The sequence below is a fragment of the Rhizobium johnstonii 3841 genome (assembly GCF_000009265.1).
Lineage (GTDB): Bacteria > Pseudomonadota > Alphaproteobacteria > Rhizobiales > Rhizobiaceae > Rhizobium > Rhizobium acaciae.
Genome location: NC_008378.1, coordinates 352,573 through 373,925 on the forward strand (window position 1 = coordinate 352,573; position 21,353 = coordinate 373,925).

Annotated in this window: 20 protein-coding genes; 16 read left to right on the forward strand and 4 right to left on the reverse strand. The window is 60.3% G+C overall.

Annotated features, from left to right (window positions below; genetic code table 11):
- Genes RL_RS34570 through RL_RS34585 form a run of 4 tightly spaced genes read left to right on the forward strand, consistent with a single transcriptional unit; the run spans position 1 to position 3,859 of the window.
- Entirely contained in the window at positions 1-918 is a 918-nt protein-coding gene (locus RL_RS34570) for a dihydrodipicolinate synthase family protein (RefSeq protein WP_011649101.1), read from the forward strand.
- Positions 919-926: 8 nt separating this feature from the next.
- Positions 927-1,943: an ABC transporter ATP-binding protein gene (locus tag RL_RS34575; RefSeq protein WP_011649102.1), complete on the forward strand. Its 1,017-nt coding sequence runs from the start codon at positions 927-929 to the stop codon at positions 1,941-1,943.
- The gene (locus RL_RS34580; RefSeq protein ID WP_011649103.1) at positions 1,944-2,897 is read left to right on the forward strand and encodes an ABC transporter ATP-binding protein; all 954 of its coding nucleotides are present in this window, start codon (positions 1,944-1,946) and stop codon (positions 2,895-2,897) included.
- A gap of 26 nt (positions 2,898-2,923) precedes the next feature.
- Positions 2,924-3,859, forward strand: a complete 936-nt coding sequence (locus RL_RS34585; protein WP_011649104.1) for a dihydrodipicolinate synthase family protein — start codon at positions 2,924-2,926, stop codon at positions 3,857-3,859.
- 99 nt (positions 3,860-3,958) lie between these two features.
- Here the strand turns inward: RL_RS34585 and RL_RS34590 are convergent, their stop codons facing one another.
- Positions 3,959-4,723 carry an IclR family transcriptional regulator gene (locus RL_RS34590; RefSeq protein WP_011649105.1) on the reverse strand — a complete coding sequence of 255 codons (765 nt, stop codon included), beginning with the start codon at positions 4,721-4,723 and terminating at the stop codon, positions 3,959-3,961.
- A 193-nt stretch (positions 4,724-4,916) separates the two neighbouring features.
- Between RL_RS34590 and RL_RS34595 the strand changes: the two genes are divergently transcribed.
- From RL_RS34595 to RL_RS34635, 9 genes are all read left to right on the forward strand, one after another.
- Complete coding sequence (locus RL_RS34595) at positions 4,917-6,491, forward strand: ABC transporter substrate-binding protein (protein ID WP_011649106.1); 1,575 nt, start codon at positions 4,917-4,919, stop codon at positions 6,489-6,491.
- A gap of 148 nt (positions 6,492-6,639) precedes the next feature.
- A complete protein-coding gene (locus tag RL_RS34600) occupies positions 6,640-7,494 on the forward strand; it encodes a hydrolase (RefSeq protein ID WP_011649107.1) in 855 nt (284 codons plus the stop codon).
- Positions 7,491-9,101, forward strand: coding sequence for a gamma-glutamyltransferase (gene ggt, locus RL_RS34605; protein WP_011649108.1), 1,611 nt, complete (start codon positions 7,491-7,493; stop codon positions 9,099-9,101). The genes RL_RS34600 and ggt overlap by 4 nt, the downstream gene beginning before the upstream one ends.
- Before the next feature lie 130 nt (positions 9,102-9,231).
- Entirely contained in the window at positions 9,232-10,206 is a 975-nt protein-coding gene (locus RL_RS34610) for an ABC transporter permease (RefSeq protein ID WP_011649109.1), read from the forward strand.
- A gap of 4 nt (positions 10,207-10,210) precedes the next feature.
- Positions 10,211-11,125: an ABC transporter permease gene (locus tag RL_RS34615; protein ID WP_011649110.1), complete on the forward strand. Its 915-nt coding sequence runs from the start codon at positions 10,211-10,213 to the stop codon at positions 11,123-11,125.
- Complete coding sequence (locus RL_RS34620; RefSeq protein ID WP_011649111.1) at positions 11,122-12,099, forward strand: ABC transporter ATP-binding protein; 978 nt, start codon at positions 11,122-11,124, stop codon at positions 12,097-12,099. The genes RL_RS34615 and RL_RS34620 overlap by 4 nt, the downstream gene beginning before the upstream one ends.
- A complete protein-coding gene (locus RL_RS34625; RefSeq protein ID WP_173364465.1) occupies positions 12,096-13,103 on the forward strand; it encodes an ABC transporter ATP-binding protein in 1,008 nt (335 codons plus the stop codon). Before RL_RS34620 ends, RL_RS34625 begins: the two co-directional genes overlap by 4 nt.
- 219 nt (positions 13,104-13,322) lie before the next feature.
- Positions 13,323-13,997, forward strand: coding sequence for a L,D-transpeptidase (locus tag RL_RS34630; RefSeq protein WP_041936996.1), 675 nt, complete (start codon positions 13,323-13,325; stop codon positions 13,995-13,997).
- 14 nt (positions 13,998-14,011) lie between these two features.
- A complete protein-coding gene (locus tag RL_RS34635; RefSeq protein WP_041937046.1) occupies positions 14,012-14,548 on the forward strand; it encodes an OmpA family protein in 537 nt (178 codons plus the stop codon).
- 317 nt (positions 14,549-14,865) lie between these two features.
- Here the strand turns inward: RL_RS34635 and RL_RS34640 are convergent, their stop codons facing one another.
- On the reverse strand, positions 14,866-15,336 hold the full coding sequence (locus RL_RS34640; RefSeq protein WP_028742389.1) for an Hsp20 family protein: 471 nt from the start codon (positions 15,334-15,336) through the stop codon (positions 14,866-14,868).
- Positions 15,337-15,592: 256 nt separating this feature from the next.
- Here RL_RS34640 and RL_RS34645 point away from each other — a divergent pair, with 256 nt between their 5' ends.
- Positions 15,593-15,943, forward strand: a complete 351-nt coding sequence (locus tag RL_RS34645; RefSeq protein ID WP_011649116.1) for a hypothetical protein — start codon at positions 15,593-15,595, stop codon at positions 15,941-15,943.
- A gap of 89 nt (positions 15,944-16,032) precedes the next feature.
- Here the strand turns inward: RL_RS34645 and RL_RS34650 are convergent, their stop codons facing one another.
- Entirely contained in the window at positions 16,033-18,516 is a 2,484-nt protein-coding gene (locus RL_RS34650) for a beta-glucosidase (RefSeq protein ID WP_011649117.1), read from the reverse strand.
- A 198-nt stretch (positions 18,517-18,714) separates the two neighbouring features.
- On the opposite strand from RL_RS34650, the gene RL_RS34655 reads away from it, so the two are divergent.
- The gene (locus tag RL_RS34655) at positions 18,715-19,353 is read left to right on the forward strand and encodes a TetR/AcrR family transcriptional regulator (protein ID WP_011649118.1); all 639 of its coding nucleotides are present in this window, start codon (positions 18,715-18,717) and stop codon (positions 19,351-19,353) included.
- Positions 19,354-19,410: 57 nt separating this feature from the next.
- On the opposite strand, the gene RL_RS34660 is transcribed toward RL_RS34655, so the two are convergent.
- Positions 19,411-20,250, reverse strand: a complete 840-nt coding sequence (locus RL_RS34660; RefSeq protein ID WP_041936997.1) for an alpha/beta hydrolase — start codon at positions 20,248-20,250, stop codon at positions 19,411-19,413.
- Positions 20,251-20,374: 124 nt separating this feature from the next.
- Here RL_RS34660 and RL_RS38780 point away from each other — a divergent pair, with 124 nt between their 5' ends.
- Positions 20,375-21,316 carry a LysR family transcriptional regulator gene (locus tag RL_RS38780; RefSeq protein WP_011649120.1) on the forward strand — a complete coding sequence of 314 codons (942 nt, stop codon included), beginning with the start codon at positions 20,375-20,377 and terminating at the stop codon, positions 21,314-21,316.
- Positions 21,317-21,353 lie beyond the last annotated feature (37 nt).

The following is a 21,353-nucleotide window of genomic DNA, read 5'->3' on the forward strand; positions in this document are numbered from 1 at the left end:
ATGACCAAATTCAAGGGTGTCGTCCCTCCCGTCGTAACGCCGCTCAATCCGGATCTCACCGTCGATTACCCATCCTATACACGCGTGCTCGAACATCTGATCGATGCCGGCTGCCATGGCGTATTCGTGCTCGGCTCGACGAGTGAGGTGATCTTCCATGACGAAAAGACCCGGCGGGACGTCATCGAACATTCGGCCAAGGTGGTGAATGGCCGGGTGCCGTTGATCGTCGGCGTCATCGATCCGACCACGGATCGCGTCATCGCCCATGCGAAGGTCGCAAAGGCCGCCGGCGCCGATGCGGTCGTGGTGACGGCCCCATTCTATACTGTCACCAGCCAGTCCGAGATACTCGATCACTTCCGTTATATCCGCGACGCGGTGGACATTCCGCTGATCGCCTACGACATTCCCGTCTGCGTTCACGTCAAGCTGCAGCGCCAGACCGTGGTCACGCTCGCCAGGGAAGGCGCGATTATTGGTCTCAAGGATTCCAGCGGCGACGACGGCAACTTCCGCTATGCGCTCCTCGATCTTGCCGAACACAAGAACGTCTTCCTGATGACCGGCTCCGAGATCGTCGTCGACACCGCCCTGCTGATGGGCGCCCATGGCGTCGTTCCCGGTATCGCCAATGTCGATCCGCACGGCTATGTCCGCCTTTGGGATGCTGCCCAGCGTGGCGACTGGGTCGCCGCAAGGAAGGAGCAGGAGCGCCTCTGCCGCCTGTTCGAAATCGTCTGGGTCGCGCAGGGCCGCGTCAGCGGCGGCGCAGCCGGCATCGGCGCCTTCAAGGCGGCGATGCGCAGCCTCGGCATCATCGATTCCGCCGTCATGCCGCGGCCGCGTGCCGCCCTCAACGATGCCGAAACGGCGCGGATCGACGAGATCCTGCGTGCAACCGGCCTGCTGAACTGAGCCGGCTAATGGAACAGATCGCCGAACCCGTGCTCGACATCAAGGGATTGCGAACGGTCTTCCGCATCCGCGGCGGTGAGATCACGGCGGTCAACAATATCGACCTAACCGTTGCCGCCGGCGAGACGCTTGCGCTCGTCGGCGAATCCGGCTCCGGCAAGTCGGTCACCAGCCTGTCGGTCATGCGGCTGCTCACCCGCAACATCGGCGTGATCGCCGCAGGCAGCATCCGCCTTGCGACGAGCGATGGCGTGGTCCGCGATCTCGTCTCCCTCGACGAAGAGAGCATGCGCAGGATCAGGGGCGACGACATCGGCATGATATTCCAGGAGCCGATGTCGAGCCTCAATCCTGTCTTCACCATTGGCGACCAGATCGCCGAGCCGATCCGCATCCATCGCGGCGCGGACCGCAAGGCGGCAATGAACGCAGCCGTCGCGCTGCTTGAAAGCGTCGGCATACCGGACGCCCGACGCCGCGCCGGCCAATATCCGCACGAACTGTCAGGCGGCATGCGGCAGCGCGCGACGATCGCCATGGCGCTCGCCTGCGATCCGGCGCTGCTGATCGCCGACGAGCCGACCACGGCGCTCGACGTGACGATCCAGGCGCAGATTCTCGACCTGCTCCTCAAATTGCAGCGCGAGCGCGGCATGGCCATGCTCTTCGTCACCCACAATCTCGGCGTCGTCGCCGAAATCGCCCATCGCGTGGCGGTGATGTATGCCGGCCGGATCGTCGAAGAAGGGCCGGTCGGCGAGGTTTTCCGCAATCCCAAGCACCCCTACACGATGGGCCTTCTCGCCTCCATGCCGCGCCTTGGCGATGCCGCGCGGATGAAGCTGGCCGGCGAAAAGCTCGCGGCCATTCCCGGCATGGTTCCGAGCCTGATGAACATGCCGAGCGGCTGCGCCTTTTCCCCGCGCTGCAAATTCGCGATCGAAGCCTGTCGCGCTGCCGTTCCCGCGCTCGAACAGGTCAATCCGCAGCATCTCAGCCGCTGCATCAGATGGCAGGAGATCTAGATGAGCGCACCGCTGCTTTCCGTCCGCGACCTTTCGAAACATTATACTTCCCGCGGCACGCGGCTGAACATTCTCCAGGGCATCTCCTTCGATATCGGCAAGGGTGAAGTCGTCGGGCTGGTCGGCGAATCCGGCAGCGGAAAGACCACGATCGGGCGTACCGTTCTTCGCCTCGTCGAACCGTCGTCCGGCAGCGTCCGTTTCGACGGGACGGAGCTCACAGCGCTTTCCGCCTCCGCGCTCAGACGACAACGGCCGCGCATGCAGTATATATTCCAGGATCCCTTCGCCAGCCTGTCGCCGCGCATGACCATCGGTGAGATCCTGACGGAAGGCTTGCAGATCCAAGGGATCGGCACTGCCCGCGACAGACTCGACCGGGCACGGTCGGCCTTGGCAGAGGTCGAACTGCCCACCGATGCGATCAATCGGTACGCGCATGAATTTTCCGGTGGCCAGCGCCAACGCATCGGGATTGCCCGTGCGCTGACCTTGTCGCCCGAATTCATCGTCGCCGACGAGCCGGTCTCGGCGCTCGATGTGTCGATCCAGGCGCAGGTGATCAACCTGCTGCGCGACCTGCAGCAGCAGCTTGGCCTGACCATGCTGTTCATCTCGCATGACCTTGCCGTCGTCGAATATATCTGCGACCGGGTGATCGTGCTCTATCTCGGCCGCATTATGGAAATCGCGCCGAGTGCCGATCTCTATGCGAGACCGCAGCATCCCTATACACGCGCGCTGCTCTCGGCGATTCCGTCGCCCGATCCTGACGCTCGCCGTAACAGGCAGATCCTGAAAGGCGATATCCCAAGTCCGGCCAATCCGCCGAGCGGATGTGTTTTTCGCACGCGCTGTCCGAGCGCGCTCGATGCCTGCGCCGGCGCCGTTCCGCAATTGCAGGAAATCGCGCCCGGCCACTTCAAGGCCTGCATCCGCGACGACCTCAATTGATCCGTCATCCATCGGAGAAACAAGAGATGAATGCGAAGACGCTGCGTCCTGCCATTGGCGGAAATTGGGCGAGCCTGCTTTTGCCGATCGCAGCCGATGACAGCATCGAATTCGACAAGCTTGGTGAAGAGATCGACATCCTCATCGATGCCGGCGTCGATGGTATCTATTCCAACGGCACTGCCGGTGAATTCCACAATCAGACGGAAGCGGAGTTCGATAGCATCCAGGCAATGCTGGCCGAACGCTGCAAGGTGTCTTCAACCCCATTCGTCATCGGCGCCTGCCAGCCCGACCCGCTGATCATGCTCAATCGCGTCCGCCGCGCCGCCGCGCTCGATCCCCGCGCCATTCAGACCATATTGCCGGACTGGTGGCCGCTCACCGATGCCGAAGCGGTCGACTTCCTGAAACGAGCGGCCGAGGCTGCCGACGGTATTCCGCTCATCCTCTACAACCCGCCGCATGCAAAACGCGTGCTGGCGCCAAGGGAGCTCGGCATGGTCTGCGCGGCAGTGCCTGAGGTGATCGGCATCAAGCTCGCTGACGGCGACGGCTCCTGGTATGCCGAAGCACGCCGGCATTTGTCCGGGCTTTCGCTCTTCGTCCCCGGCCATCATCTCGCAACCGGCACCAAGGAAGGTGTGGCAGCAGGCTCTTTTTCCAATGTGGCCTGCCTTAGTCCCCGCGGTGCTCAGGCCTGGACGGTCTCGATGCGAAACGATATCGACGCCGCACTCGATCTGGAGCGACGCATCTGCGCGTTTATGGACGCGCATATCGTCCCGTTTCGCCAGGAATTTGGCTATTCGAACGCCGCTCTCGACAAGCTTTTAAGTGCGATCGGCAATTGGGGACCCGTGGGCACCCGTTTGCGCTTTCCCTATCGTTCGATAGACATGGCAGAAGCGGTCAGGTTGCGACCCATTGCACGCGCCGAACTCCCCGATCTTTTCCTCTGAGTTTGCTCAAAGAGCGGGCTTGTCACGAAACAACCTGCGTTGGCTCGCCTCGATGGGCGTCGAGCCGAAGAGACAAGGCCCGATATGGCGCAGAACGCTCTACCATCCCAGCCGGGCCGATATCTTGCTGGAGGCCTCCTTCAGCAGAACGATGAAGCGGTCGACGTCGCTTTTTTGCGTGCGGAAGGCCGGGGCGCCGACATTCACCGCGGCGATCACGGATCCGTCGAAAGCCAGAACCGGCACCGAGACGGAGACGAGTTGCTCGCTGACTTCACCGTAACTCACACAAAATCCCTGGCGGCGGATTTTATCCAATTCAGCCACCAGCTTGCTGCGATCCGTGATCGTGCGCTTGGTCAGCCGCGGCAAAGTCTCCGGGATCATTTGCAACTGCACCTGGGGGTGGAGATAGGCGAGAAGCACCTTGTACGAGCCGGCCGTGAGCGGCCGTCTTCGACCGATCATCGCCTGCACTCGCAAGTCGCGCATCGGTTCGAACTTTGCAATACACAGGGATTCCCCATTGTCGATGATCCTGAGCTGGGTCGTTTCGTTCGCCTTCTGGCCGACTTCTTCAAGAATAGGATTGGCTATTCGCACCAGATCAACCTGTGTCGAGGCAGCGGTCCCGAGAATGATCGCAGTCGTCCCCAGCCGGTAAGTGCCCGTATCGCTCTTCCGCACCAGGCCGCGCCGTTCCAGTGTGCGTAACATGCGCAAAATTCTCGGTTTGGTTTCCCCGAGGTTCTGCGCCACCTCAGTCAGTCTGATATCCGGGTTTTTGGCGACATTCAGCAATACGTCGATGCAGACATCAACAGATTGCACAATCTCGCTTTTTGATGGTTGTCTTTTGTCCATGGGACCAGAATTTTCTCCGCGACCAGGGCTGAAGGATTGGCGTAGTCTCAAGTTACGCCTATCGTAACGCGCTTGTTTTCCGTTTGACAGCCCCCTTGAGGCCCCCTTACCAATTTGTGTCAAGAGTGGACGGGAACCTGCTCGCACCGACCAAGCAAGGTCGGCCCAAAAACGCTAAACCGGGATGGAAGAAATGGCCGCAAAAACATTGACGCGGGCAGCGATCGGGCTGCTTGGCACGATTGCTATTCCTGCAATGGCCGCCGCACAGGAAACCCCGCTGACGATCGGGATGTCGACGACGCCGACGACGCTGGATCCTCATGAAGACAGTTCGGCGCCAAACAATGCGACCTCGCGCCATATCTGGGACAGCCTGATAAACCTCACGGGAACGTCGGCAAATGCGCCGGAACTCGCCACCGAATGGAAGGTCGTCGACCCTACTCACTGGGAATTCAAGCTGCGGAAGGGCGTGAAATTCCATGACGGCAGCGAGTTCAACGCCGATGACGTCATCGCTTCGCTTCTGCGTGCCCGCGACAAGCCCAGCCAGAGCTTTGCTTCCTACACCCGCAATATTGTCAATGTCACCGCCACGGATCCCTATACCATCGTCGTCGAGACAAAGGTTCCGGATCCGATCCTGCTGAATTCCGTCAGCCGAATTCGCATTATCAGCGCCGATTGCAAGGAGGCGCCAGTCCAGGATTTCGACAACGGCAAGTGTGCAATCGGAACCGGGGCCTATTCCTTCGTCTCCTATTCGCCAGGCAGCAACCTGACCTTGAAGCGCAATGACAGCTATTTCGCAGGCCCCTCGCACTGGTCGAACGTCACGCTGCGCTTCCTGCCCGATGACGGCGCCCGTCTGGCATCGCTTCTCTCCAACGAGATCGACCTTATCGAAACCCTTCCTGCCGATGGAATGGCACGCGTGGAAGCGAGCGATAATCTGCAAGTCATCAACGGCCTGTCTTCCCGCTTCGTTTATCTTGGCCTCGATGTCAGCCGCGATGTTTCACCTTTCGTGAAGGCTGCGGATGGTTCCGATCTCGACAAGAACCCGCTCAAGGATGAACGGGTGCGTCGGGCAATGCTGATGTCGATCAACCGGCCGGCAATCGTCGACCGCGTCATGCAGAAGAACGGCACGGTGGCCGACCAATTCGTCACCCAAGGCTATGCGGGCTATTCCGGAAAAGTCGAGAAGGTGGGTTATGATCCCGCCGCCGCCAAGGCGCTTTTGGCCGAGGCCGGTTATCCCGATGGCTTCAGCCTGACCCTGCACGGTCCCTCTGGCCGTTACGTCAAGGATGCCGAAGTTCTGCAGGCGGTCGGCCAGATGTTCACACGCATCGGCATCAAATCGAAAGTCGAAGTCCTGCCCTGGTCGATGTATTCGGAAGCCTATTCAAAGGGCACCTACAGCACCTATTTCGGCTCCTGGGGTGTGAACACCGGCGAAACCACCAATCCGACTGTCGCGCTCGTCGCCACGCGCGACGAGAAAAAGGGGACCGGCAGATATAACGGCGGCGGCGTGTCCGATCCGAAGATCGACGAGGTACTGGCCAAGGCGAGTTCGACACTCGATGAAGCTGCACGGGCGCCCCTTCTCGAGGAACTGTCGACCGAGACCTTCAACAACCTCTGGCTCCTCCCGATGCATTACGAAAACGTCGTGCTGGGTGCAAAGAAGACCGTGTCCTACACCCCGCGCGGTGACAAATATACGCTCGCTTACGACGTGAAGCCGGCGGATTAATGCATGTCGTCCGAAAGCGTGCAGCGGTTTTGGGACAAATAAAGATTTGAAGTGCGTCGCATCGATCCAATCGATGCGGCGCGGTTTAAAAAGAGCAGCATGGGGCCGCACCAGGGCCGTCCCTTTCTTCATCTCCCAGGAGACATTCATGCAGGAACTTGGAACGGGCGAAGCCGTCGCCCGGGCGAAGGCCATCTATGACTATGGCCAGACGGCCATCTTCGCCTCTCAGGCCGATCCCCGCCTCCATATGGTGCTTTATGTGCCGCCGACGGCGGCAGATGGCCGCAAGCTCGACCTCCTGGTCGCGGTCCACGGCACCGGGCGCACATCGGCCATCGACTTCCGCGACGGTTTTGCCGAATTCGGGCTCTACAACGACTGTGCCATCCTTTGCCCGATCTTCCCGGTTGGTGTGCTCGGCGATGGTGCGCGTTCCGGCTACAAGTTTCTTGAGGAAGGCGACATCCGCTACGATCAGGTCGTCCTGGCCATGGTCGCGGAGATGGCCGACAAATACCGTCAGGACTGGTCCAAATTCGCCATGTTCGGCTTCTCCGGTGGCGGGCATTTCGTGCACCGTTTCACCATCCTGCATCCGGAAAAGCTCTGGGCGGCATCCATCGGCGCACCTGGTTCCGTCACCCTTCTGGATCCGACGCGTGACTGGTGGGTCGGCATTCGGGATCTGGAGGTGCGCTTCGGCAAGTCCTTCCGGCCCGAAGATCTCGCCACGGTGCCGGTGCATATGATCGTCGGCGACGCCGATCTGGAGACCTGGGAAATCACCCACAAGCCGGGCGGCAAATATTATATGGATGGTGCCAACGACGCCGGCAAAACGCGGCCCGAGCGCCTTGCCGCTTTGGCGAGTTCATTCCGCGAAGCGGGTGTCGATGTAACGTTCGATCGTGTTCCGGGCGTCTCTCACGACCGGATGAGAGTTCTCGGTCACGTCAAGGCCTTCCTGGCAAAGGTGCTGGAGGAGCGGCGCGCGAAATGAGAAATGCAACGATCGTAGCGCCTCAGCCGGAGGCAGTCGAAGCCGGTGCGGAAGTTCTCGAACGCGGCGGCAATGCCATCGACGCAGCACTCGCCTGTGCTTTCGTCCAGGGCGTGGTCGACCCGCAGATGGCCGGCATCGGCGGCTTCGGCTCCATGCATGTCTATATGCCGAAAAAGGGTGTGCACGAGATCCTCGAATTTTATGCGCGCGCGCCGTTGAAGGCTGCGCCGGACATGTGGCTCGACAAGATCAAGCACCAGAGCCGCGACGGCTTCGGCTACGTGCTTGAAGGCAATATATCCGATATCGGCTACCTTGCCGTCTGCACCCCCGGCTCGCTCAAGGGTTATGAGACTGCGCTGCGCGACTACGGCACCTTCGATTGGGCCGATCTCATCAAGCCGGCTATCCGCCTTGCCCGTAACGGTTTCATGATCCGAAACCATATGCACTGGTATTGGGCCAAGGACCAGTCGAATGACGGTTTTGCCAACACGCTCGACAAGCTGCGCTTTTCTGAAACGGGCCGGAAAGTCTATTTCCACGACGACGGCACGCTCAAGAATGTCGGCGACCTGCTTGTCAACAAGGACATGGGAGAGACGCTCGAACGCATCGCGCGAAGCGGCGGCTCGGACATTTTCTATCACGGCGAACTGGCCGAACAGATCGCCGGCGATTTCAAGGCAAATGGCGGCTTGATCGATCGGCAGGATCTGGCGCGTTACGAATTGTCGAAGGTAGAGCCGGTTTGGGGCGACTACCGCGACCACCGCATCGCCACCTCGCCTCCACCAGGCTCGGGCTTCCCGATGCTGGAACTCCTGCATATCATGGAGCAGTTCGATGTCGGCTCGCTGCAGCATGGCAGCGCCGATCATGTCCGCATCCTGTTCGAAGCGATGAAGCGGATGACGATCGACAAGGACGCGCATATGGGTGATCCCGCCTATGTCGACGTGCCCTATGAAAAGCTGCTGTCGAAAGAGCATGCAAAGGCCCATGCCCGCGCGATCAAGGCGGGCGAGATCGCCAGTGTTTCGCGTCTTGATAGCTCGCAGCGCGACACCACCCACATCTCGGTAATCGACAAGGACGGCAATGCCGTCGCGATGACCCACACCCTCGGCAGTCCCTCGGGTGCGATCACCGACGGCCTCGGCTTCATGTACAATGGCACGATGAGCCGCTTTAATCCGCTTCCCGGCAAGCCCGGCTCCATCGCGCCCGGCAAGCGGCGTCCCAGCTCGGCAGCGCCGACGATCGTCTTCAAGGGCGACGAGCCCAGCATCGTCATTGGAGCGCCAGGCGGCAGCTATATCGCGCCGGCCGTTGCGCAATGCCTGATGAACATGATCGATTTCGACATGTCCGTGCTCGAAGCCGTCTCGGCGCCGAGGATCGTAGGGGTGTCGAACACGATCGACATCTGCAATCGCATTCGACACTCTGTCGAAGACGAGCTGCGGGCGCAGGGTTACCAGGTGGCGCGGTCGCCGCAGACATACGCGTTCGCCGCAGTCCACGCGATCAAGATTGACGGCGGCATCTCGAAAGGCGCTGCCGATCCGCAGCGTGACGGGATGGCGATCTCCGTCGGCTAGTGCATGTCGCGCAAAAGTGTGCAGCGGTTTTGCGGCAACGACATGCGTAAAAACAAAGACGTCGATTCAAAGTGTTACAGCGTCTTTTGCGGCTCTCGGAAAGACGCTCGGCGCTGTAGGGAGAGGTTCAATGGTCACATCCATCATCAGGCGATTGATACAGGCGCTGTTCGTCATTGTCGCGATGACGATCATCGTCTTCATCGGTGTCAATGTGATCGGCAATCCGGTCGACATCCTGATCAACCCGGACGCCAACCAGGCGGAGCGGGCACTCGTTATCGCGCATTACGGCCTGGATCAGCCGCTGTGGAAACAGTATCTGCTGTTTCTCCAAGGGCTTCTGCACGGGGACTTCGGCAACAGCTTCGTTTATGGGCGGCCGGCGCTGGGCCTGATCCTCGAACGTCTCCCGGCGACGCTCGAACTGGCGATCACGGCTCTTGTCATTGCACTGCTGTTCGGCTTGCCGCTTGGGCTGTATGCAGGGCTCTACCCCAATCGCATTTCCTCCAAGCTGATCATGAGCGGCTCAATTCTGGGTTTCTCGCTTCCGACCTTCTGGGTCGGTCTCATGCTGATCATGGTGTTTTCCGTCGAGCTCGGCTGGTTGCCGACGAATGGCCGCGGCCCAACGCGGGAACTGCTTGGCGCACAATGGTCGTTTCTGACCGGGGACGGCATCAGGCATCTTCTATTGCCGGCCTTCAACCTGGCTCTGTTCAAGACGTCGCTCATTCTTCGGCTGACCCGCGCCGGTGTACAGGAGGTCCTTCCCCAGGACTATGTGAAGTTTGCCCGCGCCAAGGGATTGCGAGAGCGGCGGATCATTTCGGTGCACGTTCTCAAGAACCTGATGATCCCGGTGGTGACCATCATCGGTCTCGAGTTCGGCTCACTCATCGCCTTTTCGGTCGTCACCGAAAGCATCTTTGCGTGGCCGGGCATGGGCAAGCTCATCATTGACTCGATCAATCTTCTCGATCGCCCGGTCATCGTCGCCTACCTGATGATGATGGTGCTGCTCTTCGTCGTCCTCAATTTCATCATCGATATCTGTTATACCCTTCTGGATCCGCGGGTCCGGCTGGAAGGAAAGGCTTGACCCCATGGCCGAACCACAAACGCAAGACACCAGCGCTCCAACGCCCGAACCCAGTCGTCTGTCGAAAGGGGTCACGGATTTCTTCAGCTCTCCGGCAGCCGCGATCGCCTTCCTCACGCTGGTGATCATCTGTTGCCTGGCGCTGTTTGCGCCATGGATCTCTCCGCAAAATCCCTATGATTTGATGCAGCTCGACATCATGGATGGACGGCTGCCGCCGGGGTCCGAATCCATGACCGGGCTTGTCTATCACCTCGGTACCGACAGCCAGGGCCGCGATATCCTGTCCGGCATCCTCTATGGGTTGCGCACCTCCTTGCTGGTGGGCGTTCTGTCGGCTTTCGCTGCTGCCATCATCGGAACCTCAGCCGGATTGTTTGCCGCTTACGTGGGAGGGCGCACGGAAACCGCGATGATGCGGCTCGTCGATCTGCAGCTCTCGTTTCCCACCATATTGATGGCGCTCATGATGCTCGCCGTGCTCGGCAAGGGCGTACCCAACGTCGTGATCGCACTGATCATCGCCGAGTGGGCGACCTATGCCCGAACGGTCCGCGGCACCGCTCTGGTCGAGCGCGAGAAGGAATATATCGAGGCGGCCCGGATGCTGCGCCTGCCCGGATGGCGCATCCTCTTCAGGCACCTGCTGCCGAACTGTCTTGCGCCGGTCATCGTCATCGCCACGATGCAGATCGCCCGGGCAATCGGCCTCGAAGCAACCTTGTCCTTCCTCGGTCTCGGTGCATCCGTGACCGAACCCTCGCTCGGCATGCTGATCTCGACGGGCTACCAGTATCTACTGACGGGCCTTTACTGGATCAGCTTCTTTCCCGGCATTGCCCTTCTGGTCACGATCGCGGCGATCAATCTCGTCGGCGACCGGCTGCGCGATGTCCTCAACCCGAGGAACATGTCATGACCCCATTGCTGCAAGTGAGCAATCTCGTCACCGAATTCGGCGGCGGCAGGGGACGCCCCAGCCTTTGCGCCGTCAACGATGTGTCGTTCACGGTGGAGCGCGGCAAGGTCCTTGGTCTTGTGGGAGAATCCGGATCCGGAAAGTCGGTGACCGGCTTCTCGATCATGCGGCTCCTCGATAAACCCGGCCGGGTTGCCGGCGGCCGGATCATCTTCGACGGCGCCGACATCGCGAAATATTCGGATGAAGAGATGCGGCAGCTGCGCGGCAAGCGGATCGCCATGGTATTCCAGGATCCGATGATGACGCTCAACCCGGTCCTGACGGTCGGTACGCAGATGGTGGAAGCCGTCCAGGCACACGACCGGGTCTCGAAGGATGCCGCCCGGCAGCGGGCGCGGGATGCTTTGGCGCTGGTCGGAATACCAAGCCCTGAAGAAAGGCTTGCCGCCTACCCGCATCAGTTTTCCGGCGGAATGCGCCAGCGGGTGGCGATCGCCATCGCGCTTCTTCACAAGCCGGACCTTATCATCGCCGATGAACCGACAACAGCGCTTGATGTGACGATCCAGAGCCAGATCATTTCCGAGTTCCAGAAGCTCACCGAAGAGGGGAATACGGCGGTGATCTGGATCACCCACGATCTGGCGATCGTCTCAAGATTGGCCGACGAGATCGCCGTCATGTATGCCGGCCGCCTCGTGGAGACCGGACCGGTGGGCAAGGTTCTGACCGATCCTCACCATCCCTACACGGCCGGTCTGATCGCGTCCGTTCCTTCGCAAAACAAACGCGGAGAACCGCTTCACCAGATCCGCGGCATGACGCCGGCGATCGACCGGCTCCCACAGGGATGCAGTTTTCGTACGCGCTGTGATCGAGCAACCGACGGTTGTCTGGTCGTGCCGGCGCTCATGCCGGAAGGCGATCGCTCCTTCCGCTGCATTCATCCCGTAACGAAAGAGGTAGCATGATGACGGCGACCACCGCGCCCCTGATCGAAGCGAGGAACGTGTCGCAACGCTTCGGAGCCAAGCCCGATCTCGCCGCCAAGGTCGTGCTCAAGCTCAAGCTGGCCAAACCGACGCCCGTCGTTCACGCGCTTGATAATGTCAGCCTCAGCATCCGGCCCGGAGAGGTTGTCGGCCTTGTCGGCGAAAGCGGTTGCGGGAAGTCGACGCTCGGCCGCGCCATTGCAGGGATCACCTCGCCAAGCCAGGGCCACATTCTCTGGAAGGGGATGGACCGAAGCGCCATGTCGAAAGGCGAGCAGCATCAGTTCGGTCTCGCCAGCCAGATGATCTTCCAGAATCCGATGGCGGCTCTCAATCCGCGCATGACCGTCGAGCAGCTTATCTGGGAGGCGCCTCGAACGCATGGGCTTGCCCGCTCGACGGAACGCGACGCCTATGTCGACAGATATTTGATGCTGGCCGGCTTCGACCCGGCCATGAAAAAGCGATACCCGCACCAGTTTTCCGGCGGCCAGCGGCAACGCGTCAATATTGCGCGCGCGCTCGCCGTGCAGCCGAAATTCCTCGTCTGTGACGAAAGCGTTGCGGCGCTCGACGTTTCCATCCAGGCACAGGTGATCAACCTGTTCATGGAACTTCGTGACAAGCTCGACCTGACCTATTTGTTCGTCAGCCATGATCTCGGCGTCGTGGAACATATTTCCGACCGTGTTGCGATCATGTATCTCGGCCGCATCGTCGAAGAGGCGCCCGTCGAGGAGGTTTTCAGGCGGCCCAATCATCCTTACACGAAAGCGCTCTTGGCCGAGGTGCCGCGCATCGAACCCGGCAAGCGGCAGTTCAAGCCCGTCGACGGCGAACTCCCCAGCCCGATAAACCCGCCGAAAGGCTGTCACTTCCATCCGAGATGCCCGTTTGCGATGGACCGCTGTCATATGGAAGTGCCGGTGAAAAAGGAAATTGCACCGGGGCACCTGTCGGCTTGCCATCTCAATGATGAATGATCTCAAACGACAGGAGCGCTGACAGCGATCTGTTCGCGCAAGTGGCCCGCGGGTTTGCAGGATTGGGCGTCATCTTTTCAGAGCAACGATCGGCGCAAGTTTGTCCAGCCGACCGGCAACCCGATCTCGGTCTTTAAGGGCAGAAGAATTTTCTGTTGTCGCAAATGAAAATTCTGATTTATTGTTACTTCGCTGCTGGCTTTAAGGGGGATATTGCCGATGGTGGGGACACGCAGGGATATTTTGCTTGGTAGTTTGGCGTTACTTGGCGCCGCCGCGGTTCAGAAACCGGCATTTGCCGTGGCGTCTTCCAATTTTACCGGCACCGCGGTCGACAATGGCGTGACGTTCCAAAGGACGAACTTCGCCAAGATTGATAAGAAGTGGCAACGCCGGGTCGTCAAATATTTCAGCAGCGAGCCGATCGGCACAGTGGTCGTCGATACAAGGCATCATTTTCTCTACGTGATTATGGAGAACAAGACGGCCATCCGCTACGGCGTCGGCGTCGGCCGCGAGGGCTTCAAATGGTTCGGCCGCGCCACGATCGACGCTAAATCGCTTTGGCCGCGCTGGACACCGCCACCGGAGATGCGCAAGCGCCATCCGGAACTGCCCGAATTCGTGGCGGGAGGTTCGCCAAAGAATCCGCTCGGTCCCCGCGCCATGTACCTGCATCGTGACGGCGTCGACACCGGCTATCGCTTCCACGGCACGGTGGAGCCTTGGAGCATCGGTAAGGATGCCTCCAGCGGCTGTATCCGCATGTTCAACGAAGACGCCATCGATCTTTACCAGCGTTGCCCGATCGGCACCGCTGTGCAGGTTCTGCCGCATATTGCCGACCAGGCTGAAAGTGCCGCGCAGGTCAGCCAAACAACTCCGGTCGAATGAGGAATATCACCCTGATGTTTGCTCCGACCGGATATACGAGGCGCCTTGCTGTCGCGGCCATGCTCCTGGCGCTCACTGCCTGCACCACCACCAAGGTCGCGTCCCTGGAAGAGCCTGCTGCGGCGCCGATGACCGGCCAGACCAACGATCCGGCGCCCGGCTTCGAAACCGTCGCGGCTGGCAGCGAAGAGGATTTCATCCTCAATGTCGGCCGACGGATCTACTTCGCGCAGGATTCGGCCACGCTCGATTCCGTCGCCATGGCAACGTTGGATAACCAGGCGGCCTGGCTCAGCAAGAACCCGACTTGGCTGCTCAAGCTGCAGGGATTTGCCGACGATTCCGGCTCCGCATCCAGCATGGAGACGCTGTCGCAGAAGCGCGCCGATGCGGCGATGGCCTATCTCGCCTCGAAGGGCGTGGAGGCCAGGCGCATGTGGGCCAAGGGTTACGGCAACGACCGCGAGGTCCGCGACTGCACGGAGCGCTCCTGCAAGGTGCAGAACCGGCGCGTCGTCTCCAATCTCCGCACCCAGCCGGACGCAGTCTGAGTTGGGATTGCCCGCGCCTCTTTTCAGCGCCGTCGGCCATGAAAATCCACGCGTGTGCGTCATGACGATGTCGCGCGGAACCGCAGCGAAGACGAAACCAAATCCAGTTAATTCAAAAGGGCCGGCCGCAGGCGCCGGCCCCACTTGACGTCAAAAGAGCTGCTCAGGGTCTTGGCACCGCTACGGCGCTTCCGGAGCGGAGCTTGTCTATCAGCTTCGAGCGCGCGCGCTTTCCTTCATCCTTCGCGCTGCTCGCGCGACGTTTCCTGACCTCAACGGTAAACGGCTTTGTCCGGGACTTCATCGAGAAGCTCTCCTTAAGCCACCTGACGCTCGGCTTCGATCTGAAGAGGCGTTTGCTGAAAGGAGCCTTCTCCGATCGCGATCTTGCGCGGCTTCATGGCTTCCGGCACTTCACGCTTCAAAGCGACCGAGAGAATACCGTTGGTCAAAGAAGCATTCTCGACCCTCACGTGGTCGGCGAGCTCGAAGCGACGCTCGAATGCGCGCCCGGCGATGCCGCGGTGCAGGTACTCGCCGTCCTTTTCTTCGGTCCTTTGACCCTTCACCACGAGAACGTTCCGCTCCTGCGTGATGTCGAGGTCGGCCTCGGCGAAGCCGGCAACCGCCATCTGGATTCGGTAGTCGTCTTCGCCGATCTTGACGATGTCATAAGGCGGCCAGCTATCGATCGCCTGCAGGCGTTGCGCATTGTTCAGGAGATTGAAGACCCGGTCGAAGCCGATGCTGGACCGGTAAAGGGGTGCGAAGTCAAGTTCGTTTCTCATAGCCATATCCTCCGTAAAGCAACATGGGTTGGAGACGCATTGGAAACTGCGCCTCTGCTCTGATCGGCCCGCTTTGCGCTGCCGACGAAAATGATCTGGTTTCGCGCATTTTTCGATTCAAGAGCAGATCCAAAAATTTTTTCTGCATGTTCACCGACAACGATCGGAAGCCTCTTGAACGCTGTTTTTGTTCACCTAAATCGACTGATGCCTGAAGATGTTCTTCGATTGTGTGGAAATTTTTGGGAGAGTTCTCATGACCAGCAAAGGCACCACCACGATCATTCCTGATGGCGTCGCCGAGGCGATCTCCGCGTCGCACATCTTACATCCCCAACTCCATTTCACGTCTCCGAACGAAATCCTCGCCGCCGACACGCCTGCGCAGGAGAAGAGAGCGATCCTCGCGTCCTGGGCTTCGGACCTCTATGCGGTGGAGTCCGTTCCGGAACTGCGGCAGCCGCCAGGCGTGCCGGCTCCGGTTCGCTATGCCGACATCCTGGCGGCGCTGAAGGCCCTGGATGGCGGGCGCGCTGAGGCAGGCCGCGTCGGGAAAGGATTTCGGCGCTCTCGCCCTTGGATGACTTCCCGGATCCGGGCCGCTTGACCTTCACGGGAGCGATGGTCGCGCTCGACCTGCCTCATCGGGCGCGAACCTCATCAATCCAATGGGATTGGTGTGGTGAAGGCGGCCGTTTATGCGATGAGACTGGTCGCTTGGTGCGACGGAGGCAGCAAATAATCCAATGGTGACGGCAGATCGATGACAAACCTGATATCCGCGGCATTCGCCGCCACGATCAGTTGGTAATCGCCCGGTTCAGCGCGGAAGGCGCCGGCCTCGATGTCAAAATAGGCGAGGTCGCGCGGCAGGATCCTCATTTCGGCCGTGCCGGTCTCACCGGGCGGCAGCGAAAGCTTTGCGAAGGCGCGCAGCTCCTTGTCCGGCCGCTCCACCCTGGATTTTGGCGAGCGCACATAGAGCTGGACCAGTTCCGATCCGGCCCGGTCGCCGATATTGGTCAGATCGACGCTGATCGTCACGCCTTCGGCACCCATTTCGCTTGCTGAGAGCCGCGGCTCGCCCCAGTTGAAGCGTGTATAGCCAAGGCCGAAACCGAAGGCGAAGAGCGGCTCGACGGCGCGTGTATCGTGGTGACGGTAGCCGACGAACACGCCTTCGGCATAGCGCACATGCCCATCCTTACCCGGATAGACGGCCGGATCGCCCGTCATGGCGGAATTGTCGGCAAGCGCCTTCGGGAATGTTTGCGGCAGGCGTCCGCCGGGCTCGACGTCGCCGAACAGGACATCGGCGACGGCATTGCCCATCTCCTGCCCGGGATACCAGATCTGCAGCACGGCGCGAACCTTGCCGAGCCAGGGCATTTCCACCGGACCGCCGGTCTGCAGCACGACCACGGTGTTGGCGTTGATGGCCGCAACCCGCTCGATGAGCTCTTCCTGCCGGCCCGGAAGCCGCATGTCGGGCAGGTCCAAGCCCTCGGTATCCCATTCGCCGTCGCGGCCGACGAAGAGAAGCGCCACATCGGCATTCAGCGCCGTCTCGACGGCGTCCTCGATATCGGCCTCGCCCAAAGGCTTTTCGACGCCGAAGCGAATGGCCGTGAGGTTGATCCCCTCCCCGGTCGCCACCGGCGGGTCATACTCGACGGTGACGGCATGGGCTTTGCCCGCATCGAGCGCTACCGTGCCGCGCTGTTCATCATTGGCCGTGCCGAAATAGTTTTCGCCGCGCGTCCAGCCGTCATGACCATCGACCGTGAGCCTGCCATCGACGAAGAGCCGCGCCAGTCCGGCATTGGTCATGCCGAAGACATGATCGCCGCTCTCCTCCGGCACGAATTGCATCGTCATCCGCGCCGAGAAATTGGCGGGGTCGAGTTCGCCTGACGGCAACTCGAACCAGAAGAACTCGCCCTTGTCGACGGTCTCGACGTGAAGGGGAGTACCCCGGCAACCGCGTCCCTTGAAATATTCGACGGTGATCTTTCCCTTGGCCACCTCGATCAGACGGTTGTGGCGGCAGCCAACGGCGTGGCTGACGCTGTTGGCATTGGAAAGGGCCGCTCGAATCCCTTCGAGCGGGCTGACCGTATAATGCGCCGCGATCTGCGCACTGCCGCCGCCCATGACACGCGCGCTCGCAGCGTTGGGTCCGATGACGGCGATCCGGTCGAGCGACGTCTTGGCAAGCGGCAGGACGCCGTCGTTCTTCAAAAGGACCGCGCCTTCCGCGCCGAGACGTCGTATCAGCGCCCGGTCTTCCGGCAGGTCGACCGCCTGCTCCGTAAGATCTGGCTTCTTCTCGAACGCGCCGACCCGCTCGAGCAGCAGCAGGATTCGCCGCGCCGCCGCCCGCACGGTGGCCGCTTCGACCCTGCCCTCGCGCACGGCCGCAACCAGTTTCTCGCCGCGATCGCGCGCCGGGCCGGGCATTTCGAGATCGAGTCCGGCATTGATCGTCTCGGCCGTCGAATGCGAACCGAACCAGTCGGACATGACGATCCCGTCAAATCCCCATTCCTCGCGCAGCACCTTGGTCAGTAGCCACGCGTGTTCGCTCGTATAGGTGCCGTTGAGGCGGTTATAGGAGGACATGACGGCCATCACCCCGGCGCGCCGGACAGCCTGTTCGAAGGGCGGGAAGTAGATTTCGCGCAGCGTCCGCTCGTCGATATCGGAAGACATGGTCTGCCGCTCGATCTCGGATTCGTTGCCGGCGAAGTGCTTGATCGTCGCTGCGATCCCCTGGCTCTGCACGCCCTTGATATAGGCGACGGCGAGTTCCGCCGTCAGCATCGGATCTTCGGAATAACATTCGAAATTTCGCCCGTTGAGCCCGGAACGATGGATATTCACCGTGGGTGCGAGCAGCACGGCGGCACCCTTGCTCTTCGCCTGTTGGGCAAGCGCCACGCCCATACGCTCGACGAGATCGGGGTTCCAGGTGGCGCCGAGCGCGATGGCGACAGGAAAACAGGTCGCCTTGACGCCGCCGACCAGCGAGCCCGCGCCGCGAGCCCCATTCGGCCCGTCCGTCACCTTGATCTTCGGCACATCAAGACGCTCGACGGGAACCGTCGTCCAGAAATCGGCGCCGGACAGCAACGAGACCTGCTCCTCAATCGTCATCTTGTCGAGAATGGAATCGATCATGCAAACCTCCCCTTCAATGGAATTCGGGCATTGCGAAATGCTGGCCGAGTATGCCCCGTGCCAATTCACCCGGTGGCGACGCCAACTTCTCTACGCACAGGTAGTTCTTAAACCTACCGATTACTCGGTATTTTTAAGATGTCAACTACGCGCCCGTGATGTATGGATGGAGGGCGTGAGAAAGAGGCAGACGAGACGATGGCAGAATTTTTCGAATCGAAGACCGGACTGGAGGAAAAGCGACGGCGCCGATCCCGCAAGGGCGAAGCGCGCCGCGCGGAGATCCTGTCGGCTGCGATGCGACGCTTTGCCGAAGACGGCTACCAGAATGCTGCGATCGGCGATATCGCCCGCGACGTCGGCCTGTCGCTGCCCGGCCTGCTGCACCATTTTCCGACCAAGGTCGATCTCCTGCTTGCCATTCTGGACAAGCGCGATCTCGAAAGCGAAAGCTTCATCGGGCCCTATCGCTCCGATCTCCGCGGCTTGCTCAAGGGCATGGTCGAAGTCTTCCGCCGCAACGCCGATATGGTCGAGGTCGTCAGGACCTTCGCCATCCTGAATGCCGAGAGCCTGATGAAGGATCACCCGGCCAAGGCATGGTTTCTCGATCGCGCCACCCAGCTGCAGAATGACATCGCCGCGACTTTCGAACAGGCCGTCGCCGATGGCTCGATAGACGGCAAGATCGATGGCCGGGCGATGGCAGCCGAGCTGATCGCCGTGATGGACGGCCTTCAGATGCTCTGGCTGCGCGATCCCACCCGCTTCGACATGGTCGGCGGGTTGGAAGCCTATGTCAGCCGCCTGCTGGCGAGCCTTGGCCTGGAGGATTGAGCTTGGCTTGCGGCTCTGTGCTCGGGGGCCGATCGAGGTGGCGCTCTATCGGAAGATCTAGCATCCATCAAAGCGTGCCAACCAGACCATAATGCGGCTTACAGCTTCGTAATACCTCTGCCCGACGAGCAGACCCGTATGTGTCGTACCCCAGAGACCTAGATATTCGCCACCGATGTGGCGTGCTGTCGCCAGGCCTCGATGATCATCGGATTCGTCGTTGACGGCGCAAATGACGAGGCTGGGGCACGTGATCTTCTCGCTTTCGATGGAAATCCCCTCCGCCCCGAAATGAAAGGAAAATTCGCTGAATGCTTTTGCAGATTCCATGGACAGGTACTTCCGCTGGAATTCGATATCCTCGAATGTTTCATCGGTACTGATTTGCTCGTCACGCACGGGAGCAGGCACGACGAGGTCGGGCATTCGCAACGCGAGATCGCGATAGTGCGCCTCCGCATGCACTTCCCTGCAAATACTGGAATCGATCAGCACCAGCCCGGCTATCTTCACGCTTTCCGCCAGTTTCTGGCTCAGGATTCCTCCCATGCTGAAAGCGATCACGATGGGAGGAGTTCCACATTCTTCGACGATTTCGGAGATCACCAGCCGGATGTCTTCCAGGTAATCTTCAAACAGGATTTTTGTGAAATCCACCGACCTGCTTTTGTAGTGGCCTCGCAGGTTGACGCAATAAGAGTTCCATCCAGCGGATATGAAATGAGGAATGTATTTGCTCCACATCCAGCTCCCGGTAAACGCGCCGTGAACAAAGAGCAAAGGCGGCCGAACGGACTGCCCTGGGTCCCTGTTCCCATGAAACATTTCCAGAAATAGGTCATTCTCTCCGATGTATTTTTCCGTGTGCTCGGGTCGTTCTTTTGCATAGTCCCTCATACCGCTCACTCCTTTGATATTGGCTGGCTGCGCATCGAGACAGAGGATATTTCCTATGCAATATTGATCAATTACGGCTCTTGGACTTACATAAAGGACAAAATATCTTCAATCGGGTGCTGATGTGGACAGTCTCGCAAGTGTTGTCGCCTTCGTTCACGCCGCCGAACAGCAGAGTTATGTCGCAGCCGCCAGGGTTGGCGGAGTTTCGCCGTCCGCGATCGGAAAGGCAGTGGCGCGTCTCGAAGGCCGGCTGGGCGTGCGGCTCTTCAACCGGACGACGCGCAGTATCAGCCTGACTGAGGAAGGAGCGGTCCTCTACGAGCGCTACAAACGCATCATCGATGACATGGACGACGCAGAGGCCACAATCTCACGAAGCCGGGAACGACCAAGGGGGCGCCTTCGCGTCAGCGTACCGCATATCGTCGGACACCACCTTCTTATGCCGATCCTGCCCATTTTTGCCGAGCAGTTTCCGGAGATCGAACTGGACATCGATTTCGAAGACAAGGTCACCGATCTGGTTGCAGAGGGCCTGGATGTCGTCGTGCGCAGTGGTGAGCTTGCCGATGCACGATTGATTGCCCGCCGTCTCGGCGATCAGCATTTCGTCGTTTGCGGAAGTCCCGATTATCTCAAGCGCCATGGGCGACCGGAGACCCCGGATGACCTCTCCCAACATGCCTGCATTCACTTCAAATACCCATCCAGCGGCCGGCTCGCACCATGGGCATTCCGCTCACCATACGATCGGGTAATTTTTCCAAGAACCCTTACATTCAACAATACGGACGCAGGGCTGCGGGCAGCACGAGACGGTTTGGGGATCGCGCATCTGCCTGTCTACGTCGCAGAGCCCCATATGCGAACCGGGAGTCTGGTCCCCGTCCTGACCTCCTTCATGGTGCCGTACGGCTCGCTCTCGCTCGTCTGGCCGTCCAATCGTCAGCTTTCACCAAAAGTCCGCGCTTTCGTGGATTTTGTGGCTGCGAACTTTGCCGCCCGACCCGACGCTTTTCGCCCGCTGGATGCGGCTGGCATCCCATCCAATTCTAGGAGATAGCAGGCGCTTTCAGGAGCGCCCGCCAGTTCTTGAAATC